The sequence below is a fragment of the Geobacillus sp. Sah69 genome (assembly GCF_001414205.1).
GTDB classification, from domain to species: domain Bacteria; phylum Bacillota; class Bacilli; order Bacillales; family Anoxybacillaceae; genus Geobacillus; species Geobacillus stearothermophilus.
On record NZ_LLKS01000039.1, the window covers coordinates 79,796 to 97,821 of the forward strand.

General features: G+C 54.9%; 17 protein-coding genes and 1 other annotated feature. All 17 genes read left to right on the forward strand.

The features are described 5' to 3' along the window. The first annotated feature begins 106 nt into the window (after nucleotides 1–106). The 17 genes from sdhA to leuD all read left to right on the forward strand — a co-directional run bounded on the left by sdhA (nucleotide 107) and on the right by leuD (nucleotide 17,988). A complete protein-coding gene (gene sdhA, locus AP057_RS10265) occupies nucleotides 107–1,864 on the forward strand; it encodes a succinate dehydrogenase flavoprotein subunit (RefSeq protein ID WP_033014351.1) in 1,758 nt (585 codons plus the stop codon). Between the two features lies 1 nt (nucleotide 1,865). Then, nucleotides 1,866–2,627 carry a succinate dehydrogenase iron-sulfur subunit gene (gene sdhB, locus AP057_RS10270; protein ID WP_049624962.1) on the forward strand — a complete coding sequence of 254 codons (762 nt, stop codon included), beginning with the start codon at nucleotides 1,866–1,868 and terminating at the stop codon, nucleotides 2,625–2,627. A gap of 219 nt (nucleotides 2,628–2,846) precedes the next feature. Then, complete coding sequence (locus AP057_RS10275) at nucleotides 2,847–3,071, forward strand: response regulator transcription factor (protein ID WP_049624963.1); 225 nt, start codon at nucleotides 2,847–2,849, stop codon at nucleotides 3,069–3,071. Between the two features lie 453 nt (nucleotides 3,072–3,524). After that, complete coding sequence (locus tag AP057_RS10280; protein ID WP_033014343.1) at nucleotides 3,525–3,968, forward strand: MarR family winged helix-turn-helix transcriptional regulator; 444 nt, start codon at nucleotides 3,525–3,527, stop codon at nucleotides 3,966–3,968. A 9-nt stretch (nucleotides 3,969–3,977) separates the two neighbouring features. Continuing rightward, nucleotides 3,978–4,772: a glutamate racemase gene (gene racE, locus AP057_RS10285; RefSeq protein ID WP_033014342.1), complete on the forward strand. Its 795-nt coding sequence runs from the start codon at nucleotides 3,978–3,980 to the stop codon at nucleotides 4,770–4,772. A gap of 105 nt (nucleotides 4,773–4,877) precedes the next feature. Then, the gene (locus tag AP057_RS10290) at nucleotides 4,878–5,954 is read left to right on the forward strand and encodes a GerMN domain-containing protein (RefSeq protein WP_033014341.1); all 1,077 of its coding nucleotides are present in this window, start codon (nucleotides 4,878–4,880) and stop codon (nucleotides 5,952–5,954) included. A 384-nt stretch (nucleotides 5,955–6,338) separates the two neighbouring features. Next, a complete protein-coding gene (gene rph, locus AP057_RS10295; RefSeq protein WP_033010643.1) occupies nucleotides 6,339–7,112 on the forward strand; it encodes a ribonuclease PH in 774 nt (257 codons plus the stop codon). Continuing rightward, nucleotides 7,109–7,723 carry an XTP/dITP diphosphatase gene (locus tag AP057_RS10300; RefSeq protein ID WP_049624965.1) on the forward strand — a complete coding sequence of 205 codons (615 nt, stop codon included), beginning with the start codon at nucleotides 7,109–7,111 and terminating at the stop codon, nucleotides 7,721–7,723. Before rph ends, AP057_RS10300 begins: the two co-directional genes overlap by 4 nt. Then, nucleotides 7,720–8,226 (forward strand): metallophosphoesterase family protein, encoded by a 507-nt coding sequence (locus tag AP057_RS10305; RefSeq protein WP_033014339.1) that lies wholly within the window; start codon nucleotides 7,720–7,722, stop codon nucleotides 8,224–8,226. Before AP057_RS10300 ends, AP057_RS10305 begins: the two co-directional genes overlap by 4 nt. A 337-nt stretch (nucleotides 8,227–8,563) precedes the next feature. Beyond that, on the forward strand, nucleotides 8,564–9,463 hold the full coding sequence (ilvE, locus tag AP057_RS10310) for a branched-chain-amino-acid transaminase (RefSeq protein ID WP_033010640.1): 900 nt from the start codon (nucleotides 8,564–8,566) through the stop codon (nucleotides 9,461–9,463). 22 nt (nucleotides 9,464–9,485) lie between these two features. Continuing rightward, nucleotides 9,486–9,753 (forward strand) — a binding site (T-box leader). Nucleotides 9,754–9,823: 70 nt separating this feature from the next. Continuing rightward, entirely contained in the window at nucleotides 9,824–11,551 is a 1,728-nt protein-coding gene (gene ilvB, locus AP057_RS10315) for an acetolactate synthase large subunit (RefSeq protein WP_055358706.1), read from the forward strand. Then, nucleotides 11,530–12,048 carry an acetolactate synthase small subunit gene (gene ilvN, locus AP057_RS10320; protein ID WP_055358680.1) on the forward strand — a complete coding sequence of 173 codons (519 nt, stop codon included), beginning with the start codon at nucleotides 11,530–11,532 and terminating at the stop codon, nucleotides 12,046–12,048. The genes ilvB and ilvN overlap by 22 nt, the downstream gene beginning before the upstream one ends. Nucleotides 12,049–12,169: 121 nt before the next feature. Then, nucleotides 12,170–13,195: a ketol-acid reductoisomerase gene (ilvC, locus tag AP057_RS10325; protein ID WP_033014337.1), complete on the forward strand. Its 1,026-nt coding sequence runs from the start codon at nucleotides 12,170–12,172 to the stop codon at nucleotides 13,193–13,195. Beyond that, nucleotides 13,182–14,729 (forward strand): 2-isopropylmalate synthase, encoded by a 1,548-nt coding sequence (locus AP057_RS10330; RefSeq protein WP_055358681.1) that lies wholly within the window; start codon nucleotides 13,182–13,184, stop codon nucleotides 14,727–14,729. The genes ilvC and AP057_RS10330 overlap by 14 nt, the downstream gene beginning before the upstream one ends. A 17-nt stretch (nucleotides 14,730–14,746) precedes the next feature. After that, the gene (gene leuB, locus AP057_RS10335) at nucleotides 14,747–15,862 is read left to right on the forward strand and encodes a 3-isopropylmalate dehydrogenase (RefSeq protein ID WP_055358682.1); all 1,116 of its coding nucleotides are present in this window, start codon (nucleotides 14,747–14,749) and stop codon (nucleotides 15,860–15,862) included. Between the two features lie 20 nt (nucleotides 15,863–15,882). Beyond that, nucleotides 15,883–17,298 carry a 3-isopropylmalate dehydratase large subunit gene (gene leuC, locus AP057_RS10340; RefSeq protein ID WP_055358683.1) on the forward strand — a complete coding sequence of 472 codons (1,416 nt, stop codon included), beginning with the start codon at nucleotides 15,883–15,885 and terminating at the stop codon, nucleotides 17,296–17,298. Nucleotides 17,299–17,394: 96 nt separating this feature from the next. Then, nucleotides 17,395–17,988: a 3-isopropylmalate dehydratase small subunit gene (gene leuD, locus AP057_RS10345; protein WP_011232131.1), complete on the forward strand. Its 594-nt coding sequence runs from the start codon at nucleotides 17,395–17,397 to the stop codon at nucleotides 17,986–17,988. Nucleotides 17,989–18,026: the final 38 nt, after the last annotated feature.

Genomic DNA, 18,026 nt, shown 5'->3' on the forward strand with positions numbered 1-18,026 from the left:
CTTGATGGATCACGCTGCAGCCGTTTGTCGAACGAACGCTTGATCGACAGAGGCAAACCGAGGGACATTGAAGCAAAAGCAGCAATTTTCTAGGGAGTGAGTAGCCATGAAAAAAGGAAAAATCATCGTTGTCGGCGGCGGGTTGGCCGGCTTGATGGCCACGATTAAAATCGCCGAAGCAGGAGTGCCTGTTGAGTTGTTTTCGCTCGTTCCGGTAAAGCGTTCTCACTCCGTCTGTGCCCAAGGCGGCATTAACGGAGCGGTCAACACGAAAGGGGAAGGCGATTCGCCGTGGGAACACTTTGACGATACCGTCTATGGCGGGGACTTCTTGGCGAACCAGCCTCCGGTCAAAGCGATGTGTGAGGCGGCGCCAGGGATCATTTACATGCTCGATCGGATGGGCGTCATGTTCAACCGCACGCCGGAAGGGCTTCTTGATTTCCGCCGTTTCGGCGGGACGCAGCACCACCGCACGGCGTACGCCGGGGCGACGACCGGACAGCAAATTTTGTATGCGCTTGACGAACAAGTGCGCCGCCATGAAGTAGCGGGGCTTGTGACGAAATATGAGCATTGGGAATTTTTAGGGATCGTTTTGGATGACGAACAAATTTGCCGCGGCATTGTCGCGCAAGACTTGCGTTCGATGGAAATTAAAGCGTTCCCTGCCGATGCCGTCATTTTGGCGACCGGCGGCCCGGGGATCATTTTCGGGAAATCGACGAACTCGGTCATCAATACCGGATCGGCGGCTTCCATCGCCTATCAGCAAGGGGTTTACTACGCGAACGGCGAGTTTATCCAAATCCATCCGACCGCGATTCCAGGCGATGACAAGCTTCGGTTGATGAGCGAATCGGCGCGCGGGGAAGGCGGCCGCGTCTGGACGTATAAAGATGGAAAACCATGGTATTTTCTTGAGGAAAAATATCCGGCTTACGGAAACTTGGTGCCGCGCGATATCGCCGCCCGGGAAATTTTCCATGTGTGCGTCGACTTGAAGCTCGGCATCAACGGCGAAAACATGGTGTACCTCGATCTTTCCCATAAAGATCCGAAAGAGCTCGATATCAAGCTCGGCGGCATTATCGAAATTTATGAGAAGTTCATGGGCGAAGACCCACGCAAAGTGCCGATGAAAGTATTTCCGGCCGTTCACTATTCGATGGGCGGCTTATGGGTCGACTATGACCAAATGACGAACATCAAAGGGCTGTTTGCCGCCGGTGAGTGCGATTATTCCATTCATGGCGCCAACCGTCTCGGGGCAAACTCGCTTCTGTCGGCGATTTACGGTGGAATGGTCGCCGGCCCGAATGCAGTCCGCTACATCCGCGGCCTCGAGAAATCGGCCGATGCGATGCCGTCGACGCTGTACGACCGTTATGTCAAACAAGAGCAGGAAAAATGGGAAAACATTTTGGCGATGGACGGCACGGAAAACGCCTACGTGCTGCATAAAGAGCTCGGTGAATGGATGACGGCAAACGTGACGATCGTCCGCTACAACGACCGGCTGCTGAAGACCGATGAGAAAATTCAAGAGCTGATGGAGCGGTATAAAAACATCAGCGTCACCGATACGTCGAGATGGAGCAACCAAGGGGCGACGTTTATCCGCCAGCTGTACAACATGCTCCAGCTTGCCCGCGTCATTACGCTCGGCGCGTACTATCGCAACGAAAGCCGTGGGGCGCACTACAAGCCGGAGTTTCCGGAGCGCAATGACGAAGAATGGCTGAAAACGACGATGGCCCGCTATACGCCAGACGGTCCGGCGTTCCATTACGAAGATGTCGATGTCTCGTTGATTAAGCCGCGCAAACGCGACTACAGCAAAAAGAAAGAGGAAGTGAAGTAAGATGAGCGAAAACAAAACGGTTCGGTTCATCATCACGCGCCAAGATCGTCCGGATTCCGCGCCGTATGAAGAAGAGTTTGTCATTCCGTACCGCCCGAACATGAACGTCATTTCGGCGCTCATGGAAATTCGCCGCAATCCGGTCAACGCCAAAGGGGAAAAAACGACGCCGGTCGCCTGGGAAATGAACTGTTTGGAAGAAGTGTGCGGGGCCTGCTCGATGGTCATTAACGGAAAGCCGCGGCAAGCATGTGCGGCGCTCATTGATAAATTAGAGCAGCCGATCCGCCTGGAGCCGATGCGCACGTTCCCGGTCATCCGCGACTTGGTCATCGACCGGAGCCGGATGTTTGATGCGCTAAAACTCGTCAAAGCATGGATTCCAATCGACGGAACGTACGACTTGGGTCCGGGTCCGCGCATGCCGGAGCGGAAGCGGCAATGGGCGTACGAGCTGTCCAAATGCATGACGTGCGGGGTCTGTCTTGAAGCGTGCCCGAACGTCAACAGCAAGTCGAACTTTATCGGCCCGGCGCCGCTGTCGCAGGTGCGGCTGTTTAACGCCCATCCGACCGGAGCGATGCATAAAGCCGAACGGCTGCGGGCGATTATGGGCGACGGCGGTTTGGCCAACTGCGGCAACTCGCAAAACTGTGTGCAATCGTGCCCGAAAGGCATTCCGTTGACGACATCGATCGCGGCGTTAAACCGCGAAACGACGATTCAAATGTTCCGCGATTTCTTTGGAAGCGACGAAGTGTAACAGTTGGACCTCTCATCCCCTCCGTGGCCAGCCATGGAGGGGATTTTGCGCTTGCCCAGCCCCCTTGTCTTTGATCAGGCGGGGAGGCGAAAAAAAGATCTATTTTTCTATTAGATAAGCAAAATTTCGTCACCGCCGTCCTTGCTCTCACATACGATATGGTGAGGAAATACCCATCCGGCAGTTCGGGCCCATTGAGAGCAAGGAGGGTTACCACCGTTGAGGGATCAATCGTTTCAATCGAAGCCGCTTTTGACAAAAAGAGAAAAAGAAGTCTTCGAATTGCTCGTGCAAGATAAGACGACGAAGGAAATCGCCAAAGAACTGTTCATCAGTGAAAAAACCGTTCGCAACCATATTTCGAATGCGATGCAAAAGCTTGGGGTCAAGGGGCGCTCGCAAGCTGTGATTGAATTGCTTCGAATGGGCGAACTGAAACTTTAACTTCCCTCCGAAAGAAGTCTCCTACTTCTAAACGTGAAGGTGCGCCAGCACCAGTGAAAGTGGGAGATGAATTTCGGTTGGCGTTAGCCAACGAATATGATAGAATATGGCTAGAACGGACACCTTCGGAACGAAGGGAAGCGTAAAGGGTTCTTGTGTGTGGCTTACCGTTCAGCGAACACACACAAGTCGCTTGAAGCCCCCACCTCTAAGCGAAGCGTAGGTGGTGGGTAGTTCACACAATGCCGGCTTTTCCCTTTCCGGGTGGCCGGCTGTTATGTTCCTTTGCGGCCGGACGAGGCTTTGCCGTCTGTCTGGCCTTTTGTCTGCAGCGGCGTTCTATATTTTGTATTGATTATGCCCCCCGGTATTGTAAAATGAAAAATAGAATGGCCGTTGGCTGAGGCACGTTGTTTTGGGGCCAGGCCGCGAAAATGATCAAGGGGAGATTGTATGCCGTCTGCGATGAACGAAAAAACGGTTGCCGAGTTGGAAAAATTGCTTCGCTATATCGCCGCCAACTTAAAACAGCGCGGCCGCGAAATTTTAACGAACTATCCCATCACGCCTCCGCAGTTTGTTGCGTTGCAATGGCTGCTTGAAGAAGGGGACTTGACGGTTGGCGAGTTATCGAACAAAATGTATTTGGCGTGCAGCACGACGACCGACTTGGTCGATCGCATGGAGCGAAACGGTCTCGTCGCCCGAGTGCGTGATGAACATGATCGGCGCGTCGTCCGCATTCACCTGCTCGAAAAAGGCGAGCGCATCATTGAGGAAGTGATTGAAAAACGCCAGCGCGATTTGGCCCAAGTGCTGGAAAACTTTTCGGATGAAGAAATTGTCGTTTTTGAGCGCTGTTTGCGCAAACTGCATCAAGAAATGATGAAAGAATGAGGCGATCACTTGGAAAGAGCAATTGGTGTCATTGATTCAGGAGTCGGCGGCTTAACCGTCGCCAAAGAAATTATGCGGCAGCTGCCAAAGGAACAGATCATTTACCTTGGCGACACCGCCCGCTGTCCGTACGGGCCGCGCCCGGTTGAAGAAATTCGCCGATTTACATGGCAGATGATTCACTACTTGCGGCAATATCCGTTGAAAATGCTTGTCATTGCCTGCAACACGGCAACCGCGGTCGCGCTCGATGAAGTGCGGGAGCGGCTTGACATTCCGGTGCTCGGCGTCGTTCATCCCGGCGCCCGCGCCGCCTTGAAGGCGACAAAAAATGGGCATATTGGCGTGATCGGCACGATCGGCACGGTGAGAAGCAAGGCGTACGAAAAGGCGCTCCAATCGATCAATCCGCACGTCCATGTCGAAAGCTTGGCGTGCCCGAAGTTTGTCCCTCTGGTCGAAAGTGGCGATTTTGAAGGGGAGAAAGCGAAGGCGGTCGTCGCCGAGTCGCTCGCTCCGCTGCGCCCGCTGCCGATTGACGTGCTTATTTTAGGCTGCACGCATTATCCGCTGCTTGCCCCGCTGATCCGGGCCTACATGGGCAAAAAAGTGAAACTGATTTGCTCGGGCGGTGAAATGGCCCGCGAAGTGAGCGCCATTTTGCATCACAGCCACCTTCTTTATACGGGCCAGCGCGAGCCGGAGCATTTGTTTTTTACGACCGGTCCGAAAGAGCTTTTTGAAAAGATTTCAAGAAAGTGGTTTGGCAGACCGATCGGCACGGTGGAATCGATTCGCCTGTAGGCAAAAAAATCCTTTAGCGCATAGACGCTAAAGGATTTTTTTATTCTATTTTGGACAGTGGCTCGTATACATAGTAGTACAAACCACGAGTAGGAGGGAACGTCAATGGGCAAACGGACGGTTCATAGATGGACGGCGCCGGTGCTCGCTTCGCTTTTGCTGCTCGGCGGCTGCGGCTTGTTTGGCCAAGATGAAGCAGTGAAGGAAATTGATCCGCCGCAAAACACGAGCTATGTAAAAGACGGCCAGGCGCTCGAGGAGGCAACGAAAGGGAAAGAGGGGGCCAAAGAGGAAGAGAAGGCGACCGAGACGGTCAAGCGAGAGCTTTACCTGATTGACAAAAACGGATATGTCGTGCCGCAAACGGTTGAGTTGCCAAAAACGCAGGCTGTTGCGAAACAAGTGCTTGAGTATTTGGTTGAAGACGGACCGGTGTCGAATATGTTGCCGAACGGTTTCCGCGCCGTCATTCCGGCAGGGACAACCGTGCTTGGCACCAAACTTGAAAAAGACGGGACGTTGATCGCCGATTTTTCACCGGAATTCAAGCAATACAAACCGGAAGACGAAAAGCGGATTTTGCAAGCCATTGCGTGGACGTTGACGCAGTTTGACAACATTAAGCGCGTCAAAATCCGCATTAACGGTTATGACCAAGAGGTGATGCCGGTCAATAAAACGCCGATTCAAGACGGGGTGAGCCGCGCCGACGGCATCAACATGGAGGCGGGCGGTGTGCCGGACATTACGAATACGCATCCCGTCACCGTGTATTTTGTTGCCCAACAGGGAGAAACGACGTATTATGTCCCTGTGACAAGACGTGTTTCCAACCAAGAAAAAGATGATATCGCGGCGGCGGTCCATGAACTTATTCAAGGGCCGGAACATGGCAGTGTGCTTGTCGGCGTCTTCCAGCCGGACGCCAAGCTGCTTGACAAGCCAAAATACGAAGATGGCCAAGTCACGCTCAATTTTAACGAAGGCATTTTTGGCAGCAACAAGAAAAATGTGATTTCTGACGTCGTCTTGAACTCGCTTGTGTTGTCGCTCACCGAGCAAAGCGGCGTTGAGAGCGTCACGATTACGGTGAACGGCAAAGCCGATCTTGTTACGGAAGACGGCAAACCGCTCACAAAACCGGTCGCCCGCCCACAAAACGTCAATACCGGGTCGTTTTAACATCTTTCCGAAAGAAGTCTCCCGCTTCTCAGCAAAGTGAAAGTGGGAGATGAATGTCGGTTGGCGTTAGCCAACGAATAGGATAAAATAAGGTTAGAACGGACCCCTTCGGAACGAAGGAAAGTGTAAAGGGTTCTTGTGTGTGGCTTACCGTTCGGCGAACACGCACAAGTCGCTTGAAGCCCCCGCCTCTAAGCGAAGCGTAAGTGGTGGGGTGTTCACCCAAGCTGGAAACGAATAGGCTGTTATGGTATAACAAAGAGGTGGAAGCGTGCTCCGCCTCTTTGTTTTTTGGCAACGGCGGCACGGAGTCGTGATGCAAGGAAGGAGGCAGGACCGACCGGCTCCTGCTGGCAAACGGGAAGGAAAAAGGAGGAAGAGTGAATGAGAGCAGACGGACGACATAACCGTGAGCTGCGCCCTGTACATATACAGCCGCATTATGTGAAACATGCCGAAGGGTCCGTGTTGATTGAAATCGGCGACACGAAAGTGATTTGCACGGCGACGGTGGAAGAAAAAGTGCCGCCGTTTATGCGCGGCGGCGGAAAAGGATGGATCACCGCCGAATATGGGATGTTGCCGCGGGCGACAGAGCAGCGGAATGCGAGGGAGGCAAGCAAAGGGAAAGTGTCGGGGAGGACGATGGAAATTCAACGCCTGATCGGCCGCGCGCTCCGCTCGGTCGTTGAATTGGAGCGGCTTGGCGAACGAACGGTTTGGATCGATTGCGACGTCATTCAGGCGGACGGCGGAACGCGCACCGCCTCGATCACCGGCGGCTACGTGGCGCTCGTGCTGGCGCTTTCCAAGTTCGTTGACGAAGGGAAGCTCGAGGCGCTTCCAATCCGCGATTTTCTTGCCGCTACGTCCGTTGGCATCGATCCGGAGCATGGCGTTGTGCTCGATTTGAATTACGATGAAGACGCGCGGGCAAAAGTCGATATGAACGTCGTCATGACCGGATCCGGCCAGTTTGTTGAAATTCAAGGGACCGGGGAAGAAGCGACTTTTTCTCGCGCCGAGCTCGATGAATTGCTTGAGGCGGCGCACATCGGCATTGAACAGCTGATCGCCGTGCAGCGCCGCGTTTTGGGCGATTGGGCGGCTCGCATCGGGACGAAGCAAGAAGCGAAGCAGGAGGAGGGGACAGAGTGAACAAGATTGTGATCGCGACGAAAAATGCCGGAAAAGTGCGCGAATTTGCCGCTTTGTTTGCGAAGCGGGGCATCGACGTCAAATCGCTGCTTGATTTTCCGGACGTTCCGGACGTCGAGGAGACGGGAAGCACGTTTGCCGAAAACGCCCGGTTAAAAGCGGAAGCCATATCTCGCCGTTTCGGCTGCCCGGTGATCGCCGATGATTCGGGGCTGGTGGTCGATGCGCTCGGCGGCCGGCCGGGCGTCTATTCAGCCCGCTATGCCGGTGAAGACAAAAACGATGCGCGCAACATCGCGAAGCTGCTTCATGAGTTGGAAGGCGTGCCGATGGAACAGCGCACCGCCCGGTTTCATTGCGCACTGGCGGTCGCCATCCCCGGGCGGCCGACGGCCGTTGTGGAGGCGGCGTGCGAAGGGTACATCGCCGAAGCGCCGCGGGGAGAAGGCGGTTTTGGCTATGACCCCGTCTTTTATCTTCCGGAAAAGGGGAAGACGATGGCGGAACTCACCCCGGAAGAGAAAAATGAGATCAGCCACCGGGCGAAGGCGTTGGCCAAGCTTGACGAGCAATGGGATGACATCATGGGAGGGGAGGGACGGACGGAATGAAAGCGGTCGTTGTAAGCGACAGCCACGGGCTCAGCGGCGAACTCTCCGCCATTGTCGAGCGCCATCGCCATGAAGCCGATCTGTTTATTCATTGCGGCGATTCTGAGCTGTCGGCTCAAGCGGCCGAACTTGCTCCATTTGTCGTCGTACGCGGCAACTGCGATTTCGCGGCGTTTCCGAATGAGCGGACCGAGGAGGCGGAAGGCCTTCGCTTTCTCATCACGCACGGCCATTTGTACGGCGTCAAAACGTCGCTGCTGCGCCTCTACTACCGGGCGAAAGAAACGAGCGCCCATGTCGTTTGTTTCGGCCATTCCCACCTGGCTGGGGCCGAGCAAATCGAGGGGGTGCTGTTCATCAATCCCGGCAGCATCGCCTTGCCGCGCGGGAGAAAAGAAAGAACGTACGCGGTGCTGACCGCTGCAAACGGCCGGGCGACAGTGGAATTTTACGACACAGCAGGGAAGCCGGTCCCAGGCTTGCAACAAACGTTTTCCATCTAGGCGGACAAAGCGTCCGTCTTTTTCGTTTTCCGGACGTTTTCAAGAGGCCGGCGGGTTTCTCGAGCCGGAGGCGTTGCGTTGCTTTTGCGAATGGGGAAACATAGCTTCTTCCCTCTTCACTGCTGGGCGAAGAAAAAATTTTTTTAAACGGCAAATCCTTGATTCTATCAAATTGTAAGCGTATACAAGCAGTTCGACGAATCGAAATTTTCAAAAAAAGTTATTGACGGCGCGGTCGTTTCGGATTATTATAATTTTCAAACAAGAGAAACGATTCAAACGCATCACCGAGCCGTTTAAAGCAACCGTTGACTGATCAAGGAAGAGGGGAACCGAAGTGGGCGAACAATGGATCTTTTTAAACGGAGAATTTGTGACAAAAGAAAACGCCAAAATTTCCGTGTATGACCATGGATTTTTGTATGGGGACGGCGTATTTGAAGGCATTCGCGTCTACAGCGGCAACGTCTTCCGCCTTGAGGAGCACATAGATCGGCTGTACAATTCGGCCAAGTCAATTTTGCTCGACATTCCATATACGAAGGACGAAATGATCGGCCATGTGCTTGAAACCGTCCGCCGCAACGGCTATCAGGATGCATACATTCGCTTAGTCGTTTCGCGCGGGGTTGGCGATTTGGGCCTTGATCCGTACAAATGCAAAACGCCGCAAATCGTCATTATCGTGGAGCCGCTCGCGCTCTTTCCAAAACATTTATATGAAACCGGCATCGAAGTGGTGACAGTAGCGACGCGCCGCAACCGCTCTGATGTGCTGAGTCCGAAGGTCAAATCGCTCAACTATTTGAACAATGTTCTCGTGAAGATCGAAGCGCATTTGGCCAACGTGAGCGAGGCGCTGATCTTAAACGACCAAGGATATGTGGCCGAAGGTTCCGGCGACAACGTCTTCATCATTAAAAACGGCGTCATTTACACGCCTCCAGGGTATGTCGGGGCGCTGGAAGGCATCACGCGTCAGGCGATTATGGAAATTGCCGTTGATCTCGGTTATACGGTGAAAGAGGAGCCGTTCACCCGCCATGACGTGTATGTGGCAGATGAAGTGTTTTTAACCGGGACGGCAGCCGAAGTCATTTCCGTCATTAAAGTCGATGGCCGGACGATCGGCGACGGGACGCCGGGTCCGCATACGAAGCGGCTGCTTGAAGAATTCCGCCGCCGCGTAGTCGTCGAAGGAGTAAAGGTGTATCCGACGAACGCCAATGTCAGTTGAGCAAGAATGACAACCATATAGCGAGAAAGCGTTGACGAGGATAAGTAGTCAGCGGGGCCAACATCCACAGAGAGCCGGGGGAGCTGCGAACCGGTGATGTTGCCGCTTGATGAACTCACCTCCGAGCGCCGGCTTGAACGCAGATTCGCCAGTAGGGCCGGACGGGTGGGGATGTGCGCTTCACCCGTTACAAAAAACGAGCAGCCGGTTTCGGCTGGCTGCTCCTGAGGCGGCCGTCATGGCCGTGAAGAAGGGTGGTACCGCGGAAAGGAAACCTTTTCGCCCCTTTGGCTGGAAATGCCAGTCATGGTGGGTGAAAAGGTTTTTTATATGGATCACAACCAACGGGGAGGGTCGACGATGGCAAAGATGAACGTGGAGGAGCAGGCGAAGACGAGGATGAGCGGGTCGATGATGTTGATCGAAGCGCTGAAGGCGGAGCAAGTCGAAGTCATTTTCGGCTATCCGGGCGGCGCGGTGCTTCCGCTTTACGATGAGCTGTATAAAGCCGGTGTGTTTCACGTCTTGACGCGGCACGAGCAGGGAGCCATTCATGCGGCGGAAGGGTACGCGCGCATTTCGGGAAAACCGGGGGTCGTCATCGTGACATCGGGGCCGGGAGCGACCAACATCGTCACCGGACTGACCGACGCCATGATGGATTCGTTGCCGCTCGTCGTGTTCACTGGGCAAGTAGCGACGAGCGTCATCGGCTCGGACGCCTTTCAGGAAGCCGATGTCGTCGGGATTACGATGCCGATTACGAAACACAACTACCAAGTGCGCGACATCAGTGAGTTGCCGAAAATCATCAAAGAGGCGTTCCACATCGCAACGACTGGACGGCCGGGGCCGGTGTTGATCGATATTCCGAAAGACATCACAACGGCCGAAGGGGAATTCGATTACGATGAAGAAGTTTGCTTGCCTGGGTATCAGCCGACGACACAGCCGAACCATTGGCAAATCCGCCGTCTTGTCGAGGCGGTCAGCCAGTCGAAGCGGCCGGTCATTTTAGCCGGCGCTGGCGTCTTGCACGCCGACGCGGCAAACGAATTGCGGCAGTACGCCGAGCAGCAAAACATTCCGGTCGTTCATACGCTTCTTGGCCTTGGCGGCTTCCCAGCAGACCATCCGCTTTTCTTGGGGATGGCGGGCATGCACGGGACGTACACGGCGAACATGGCGCTCTATGAGTGCGATTTGCTTATCAACATCGGCGCCCGTTTTGACGACCGGGTCACCGGCAACTTGAAATACTTCGCGCCAAAGGCGACTGTCGCTCATATCGACATCGACCCGGCGGAAATCGGCAAAAACGTGCCGACCAAAATTCCGATTGTCAGCGACGCCAAAGCGGCGCTGCAGGAACTGATCGCCCAGCAAGGCAAACCGGCTGACAACGCGGCGTGGCTCGAACAGCTCAATGAGTGGAAGCGGCGCTTCCCGCTCCATTACGAGCCGGAAGCCGGGACGATCAAGCCGCAAAAGCTTATCGAAATGATTTACGAATTGACAAATGGCGAAGCGATCGTCACAACAGACGTCGGTCAGCACCAAATGTGGGCGGCGCAATATTACAAGTTCAATCGACCGAACCGGTGGGTGACGTCCGGGGGGCTCGGCACGATGGGCTTTGGGCTTCCGGCAGCGATCGGCGCCCAGCTGGCGGATCGGAGCGCGACCGTCGTTTCCATCGTCGGCGACGGCGGTTTCCAAATGACGCTTCAAGAGCTGTCGGTCATTCAAGAGCTGGGGTTGCCAATTAAAATCGTCATCGTCAACAACCAGGCGCTCGGCATGGTGCGGCAATGGCAGGAGCTGTTTTACGAAAAACGGTACTCCCATTCGCTCATCCCGAATCATCCGGATTTTGTAAAACTCGCTGAAGCATACGGCATACTGGGGCTGCGGGCGAAGACGGAGGCGGAAGCAGCTGAAGTGTTAAAACAAGCGTTTGCGATGGACGGCCCGGTGCTGTTGGATTTCCACGTCCGCGCCGACGAGAACGTGTATCCGATGGTGGCGCCCGGCAAAGGGCTTCATGAAATGGTGGGGGTGAAAGCGTGCGAAGAATTATCACGATGACGGTCAACAACCGCCCGGGCGTGTTAAACCGCATCACCGGGCTGTTTACGAAGCGGCATTACAATATCGAAAGCATCACCGTCGGGCATACGGAAATCGATGGAGTCTCGCGGATGACATTTGTCGTCAATGTCGACGACGAACGGACCGCGGAACAAATTATCAAACTGCTAAACAAGCAGATCGATGTATTGAAAGTCAGTGACATCACGGATCAGGCGATCGTCGCCCGTGAGCTGGCGCTTGTGAAAGTGTCGGCTGCTCCGGCGATCCGCCAAGAAATCTACACGCTCATTGAGCCGTTCCGCGCCTCGATCGTCGACGTCAGCAAAGACTGCCTCGTCATTCAAGTCACCGGCGAGCCGGAAAAAGTCGAGGCGTTGATTGAGCTGTTGCGCCCCTATGGCATCAAAGAAGTGGCGCGCACCGGTACGACCGCGTTCACCCGCGGGGCGCAAAAAGCGGCAGCCAACCAGAAAACGGCGTTTATCATTTAACGGTCGCTGTCTCCGTTGCAACGATCGTTGTCAAAACATTGTCGATACGAATAACCGCGCCTGTGCGCAATGAGGGCGCATGGCGGCCCATTTACACTATACGACAAAGGAGAGGGTAATCATGGCAAAAGTCTACTATAACGGGGATGCAAACGAACAATATTTGCAAGGGAAAACGGTCGCGATCATCGGCTACGGCTCACAAGGCCACGCCCATGCACAAAACTTGCGCGACAGCGGCGTCCGCGTCATTGTCGGGTTGCGCAAAGGGAAATCGTGGGAGCAGGCGGAACAGGACGGCTTTGAAGTATACTCGGTGCGCGAAGCGGCAAAACAAGCGGATATTGTGATGGTGTTGCTGCCGGATGAGAAACAGCCGGCTGTCTACAAGGAAGAGATTGAACCGGGGCTTGAACCGGGCAACGCGCTTGTGTTTGCGCACGGGTTTAACATTCATTTCAGCCAAATCGTCCCGCCGGAGCATGTCGATGTCTTCTTGGTGGCGCCGAAAGGACCAGGCCATCTCGTGCGTCGCACATATGCGGAAGGAGCCGGGGTGCCGGCGCTCATCGCCGTTTATCAAGATGTGACCGGACACGCGAAAGAAACGGCGCTCGCCTATGCGAAAGCGATTGGTGCTGCTCGAGCTGGGGTGTTGGAGACAACGTTCAAAGAAGAGACGGAAACCGACTTGTTCGGTGAACAAGCGGTGCTGTGCGGCGGGCTGACGGCGCTCATCAAGGCCGGGTTTGAAACGCTCGTTGAAGCCGGGTATCAGCCGGAAGTCGCCTATTTCGAGTGTTTGCATGAAATGAAGCTCATCGTTGATCTTCTTTATGAAGGCGGCTTGTCGTGGATGCGCTACTCGATTTCCGATACGGCGCAATGGGGCGACTTTATCACCGGTCCGCGCATCATTAACGACGCCGTGAAAGCGGAAATGAAAAAGGTGCTCGATGACATCCAAACCGGCAAATTCGCAAAAAGCTGGATTTTGGAAAACCAAGCAAACCGTCCGGAGTTCAACGCCATCAACCGGCGCGAGAACGAGCATTTGATCGAAGTCGTCGGACGCGAACTGCGGAGCATGATGCCGTTTGTGAAAGCAAAACAAAAAGAAGCGGTGGTGCCAGGTGCGAAACATTAAGTTTTTTGATACTACATTGCGCGATGGGGAACAGTCGGCCGGCGTCAATTTGAACTTGCAAGAAAAGTTGGAAATTGCCCGTCAGCTTGAACGGCTGCGGGTTGACATCATCGAGGCGGGCTTCCCCGCCTCGTCAAAAGGCGATTTTGAGGCGGTCAAACAAATCGCCGAAACGGTGAGAACATGCTCGGTCACCGGGCTGTCGCGCTCGGTCCGAAGCGATATTGATGCGGCGTGGGAGGCGTTAAAAGGCGGCGCGGAGCCGCGGCTCCACCTATTCATCGCCACCTCGCCGATCCATATGGTGCATAAATTGCGGATGACGCCGGAACAAGTGATTGAAGCGGCGGTTGAGGCAGTGAAATACGCGAAGCGCTTTTTCCCGATCGTCCAATGGTCGGCAGAAGATGCGTGCCGGAGCGAGCTGCCGTTTTTGGCGAAAATCGTCGCCGAAGTGATCAAAGCCGGCGCCTCGGTCATCAACATCCCGGATACGGTCGGCTATATTACGCCGAAAGAATACGGGGAAATTTTCCTCTATTTGCAAAACAATGTTCCGAATATTGAAAATGTTTCACTCTCCGCTCATTGTCATGATGACTTGGGCATGGCGGTGGTGAACTCGTTGTCGGCCATTGAGCATGGGGCGACGCAGGTCGAGTGCACGATCAACGGCATCGGCGAGCGGGCCGGCAACGCGGCGCTTGAGGAGATCGCCGTCGCCCTTCACATTCGCAAAGATTATTATCAAGTGGAAACGCGCCTCAATTTGCAAGAAATTAAGCGCACAAGCAATCTTGTCAGCAAGCTGACCGGGGTCGTCGTTCCTCCCAACAAAGCGGTCGTCGGCAAAAACGCGTTTGCGCATGAATCCGGCATCCATCAAGACGGCGTCTTAAAAGAAAAAACGACGTACGAAATCATTTCACCGGAGCTCGTCGGCGTGCCGTCGAATTCGATGGTGCTCGGCAAACATTCCGGCCGCCATGCGCTTCGCAACCGGGTTGAGGAGCTCGGCTACACGTTGTCCGATGAAGAGATCAATCAGCTGTTTGTCCGTTTTAAAGAACTGGCGGACAAAAAGAAGGATATTACCGACGACGATTTAATCGCGTTGATTTTCGAAGAGAAGTTCGACCACTTCAAAGATTTTTATCAATTGTCTTCCATTCAAGTGCAATACGGGACGAATCAAATTCCGACAGCGGTCGTGGTACTGAAAGACGGGAAGGGGAATGAAATCCAAGAAGCGGCGACCGGCTCCGGCAGCGTCGAGGCGCTGTACAATACGCTCGAGCGCTGCTTCCAAACGGAAGTGACACTGCTTGACTACCGGATTGAGTCGGTCGGCGGCGGCCGCGATGCGCTAGCGCAAGTGTTTGTGAAAGTGCGCGTGCGCGATGTTGAAACGAGCGGGCGCGGAACGGCGCAAGACGTGCTTGAGGCGTCGGCGAAAGCGTACATCAACGCCATGAACCGCGTGTTTATGATCGAAGCGATGCGTGCTGAAAACGAAAAGGTGGCAACATCATAAAACGGAGGGATTCAAACATGGGAAACTATCGGATTGCCGTCTTGCCGGGCGATGGCATCGGCAAGGAAGTGACGTCCGGAGCGGTCGAGGTTTTGAAAGCGGTCGGCATCCGGTTTGGCCACGAGTTTGCGTTTGAGTATGGATTGATTGGCGGAGTCGCGATCGATGAAGCCGGGACGCCGCTCCCAGAAGAGACGCTTCGCCTTTGCCAACAGAGCGATGCGGTGCTGCTCGGGGCGGTCGGCGGTCCGAAGTGGGACGACAACCCTCCGCATTTGCGCCCGGAAAAAGGATTGCTTGCCATTCGCAAGCAGCTCGACTTATATGCCAACTTGCGGCCGGTTGTTTGCTATGACAGTTTGGTTTCCGCTTCGCCGTTAAAACCGGATCTCGTGAAAGGCGTCGATTTTGTCATCGTCCGCGAGCTGACCGGCGGCATTTACTTCGGCCAGCCGAGCGGCCGCGTCGTGGAAAACGGGGAAGAAAGAGCGGTTGACACTCTCTTATATAAAAAGGAAGAAATCGAACGGATCGTGCGCATGGCGTTTATGCTTACGCGCGGGAGGAAGAAAAAAGTGACGTCGGTCGACAAGGCGAACGTCCTGTCGTCAAGCCGATTATGGCGAGAAGTGGCCGAAGAGGTGGCGAAGGAATTTCCGGACGTCACGCTTGAGCATATGCTTGTTGACAATGCCGCGATGCAGCTCATCCGCGCGCCGAAGCAGTTTGATGTCATTGTGACAGAAAACATGTTTGGCGATATTTTGAGCGACGAGGCCTCGATGCTGTCCGGTTCGCTCGGGATGCTGCCGTCAGCCAGCTTATCCGCTTCCGGGCCGAGTTTGTATGAGCCGGTTCACGGCTCGGCGCCTGATATTGCCGGTATGAACAAAGCCAATCCGATTGCCGCGATTTTGTCGGCCGCGATGATGCTTCGCCTGTCGTTCGGGCTCACCGCGGAAGCGGAGGCGGTAGAGCACGCGGTGTGGCAGGCGCTCGATCAAGGTTTGCGCACCGCCGACTTGGCGCCAAGCGGCGGCCGCATCGTATCCACGAACGAAATGGTCGAAGAAATCAAAGCGGCGGTGCTGGATTATACGACCATTGCTCAAATTAGGACCGTTTATACCTAAGACGTGCGAGGTGAAAACCAATGAAGCCGAAAACGATCATCGATAAAATTTGGGAAAACCACGTCGTCTACCGTGAGGAGGGCAAACCGGATTTATTGTACATCGATTTGCACTTAGTGCATGAAGTGACCTCGCCGCAAGCCTTTGAAGGATTGCGGCAAAAAGGGCGGAAGGTGCGGCGGCCGGATTTGACCTTTGCGACGATGGACCATAACGTGCCGACCGTTAACCGATTTGTGATTACCGACGAAGTGGCGCGCAACCAAATCGCTGCGCTTGAGCGCAACTGCCGCGAGTTCGGCATCCCACTGGCAGATTTGCATAGCGAAGAGCAAGGAATCGTGCACGTCATCGGTCCGGAGCTCGGCTTGACCCAACCGGGGAAAACGATCGTTTGCGGCGACAGCCATACGTCGACGCACGGGGCGTTTGGCGCGTTGGCGTTTGGCATCGGCACAAGCGAGGTCGAGCACGTGCTGGCGACGCAAACGCTTTGGCAGCATAAGCCGAAAACGCTGCAAATCTGCATCAACGGCCGCCTCGGCAAAGGGGTGACCGCCAAAGATGTCATCTTGGCCATTATCGGCCGCTATGGCGTTGGCGTCGGCACCGGCTATATTATTGAATTTACCGGTGAGGCGATCCGCCGCATGTCGATGGAAGAACGGATGACGATTTGCAACATGTCGATTGAAGCGGGGGCGAGAGCCGGGCTCATCAGCCCGGATGAAACGACATTCGCCTATTTGCGCGGCCGCAAATATGCGCCAAAAGGCGAAGCGTTTGAGCAAGCGGTCGAACGGTGGAGGGCGCTTGCAAGCGATGAGGGGGCGGAATACGACAAGACGATTGAAATCGACGCGTCGACGATCGCCCCGATGGTGACATGGGGTACAACCCCGGCGATGAGCACATCGGTCGATGGTGTCGTGCCGCATCCCGAGCAGTTTGAAAGCAAAACAGAGCAAAACGCGGTGCGCCGGGCGCTTGAGTACATGGGGCTCAAGCCGGGCACGCCGATTGCGGATATTCCGGTGCAGCACGTCTTCATCGGTTCGTGCACCAACTCACGCCTCAGCGATTTGCGCGCGGCGGCGAGCATCGTGAAAGGGAAAAAAGTGGCTCCGGGTGTACGGGCGCTCGTCGTGCCTGGATCGCAGCAAGTGAAAAAACAAGCCGAGGCGGAAGGGTTGGCGCAAATTTTCATCGATGCCGGTTTTGAATGGCGTGAGGCTGGCTGCAGCGCCTGTTTGGGCATGAACCCGGACATCATTCCGGAAGGCGAGCACTGTGCGTCAACGTCGAACCGCAACTTTGAAGGGCGACAAGGAAAAGGGGCGCGCACGCATCTCGTCAGCCCGGTGATGGCCGCGGCGGCTGCGATTTACGGACATTTTGTCGATGTGCGCCAGCTTGAAGCTGAGCTGGTCCGATGACGGGTGCTCCTTGATATGGCCGCCCCCGTTTTAGGGCTATCTTCTCAAAAGCGGCATAGAAACGAACGATACACGGGACGGAAGGGGAGAGACGGGATGAAGCCGTTTACGATTCACCGCGGGAAAACCGCCGGCATCGACCGGGCGAATATTGATACCGATCAAATCATTCCAAAGCAGTTTTTGAAACGGATTGAACGCACCGGCTTTGGCCAGTTTCTCTTTTACGATTGGCGGTATTTGAGCGACGGCACGCCAAATCCGGAGTTTGAGCTCAACCGCCCGGAAAACGAAGGGGCGACGATTTTAGTCGCCGATGAAAACTTCGGCTGCGGCTCATCGCGCGAACATGCGCCGTGGGCGCTCCAAGATTACGGATTTCGCGTCATCATTGCCCCATCGTTTGCCGATATTTTTTACAACAACTGCTTAAAAAACGGGCTGTTGCCGATCCGGCTGGATAAAGAGGATGTCCGCTACTTGCTGCGCCAAAGCGAGCGCGCAGACTATGAACTGACGGTTTCGCTTGAAGAACAGCGGGTATTTGACGATGAAGGATTTTCGCGTCCGTTTGACATCGACCCGTATCGAAAACAGCTGTTGCTAAAAGGATGGGACGAAATTGATTTGACGTTTGTGTACGAAGCGCATATCGCCGCCTACGAACGACGGCATTGTCCACGGCCGTAAGCGCCATGTGTTACGGGAGGCAAGGAGAGATGGGCTGC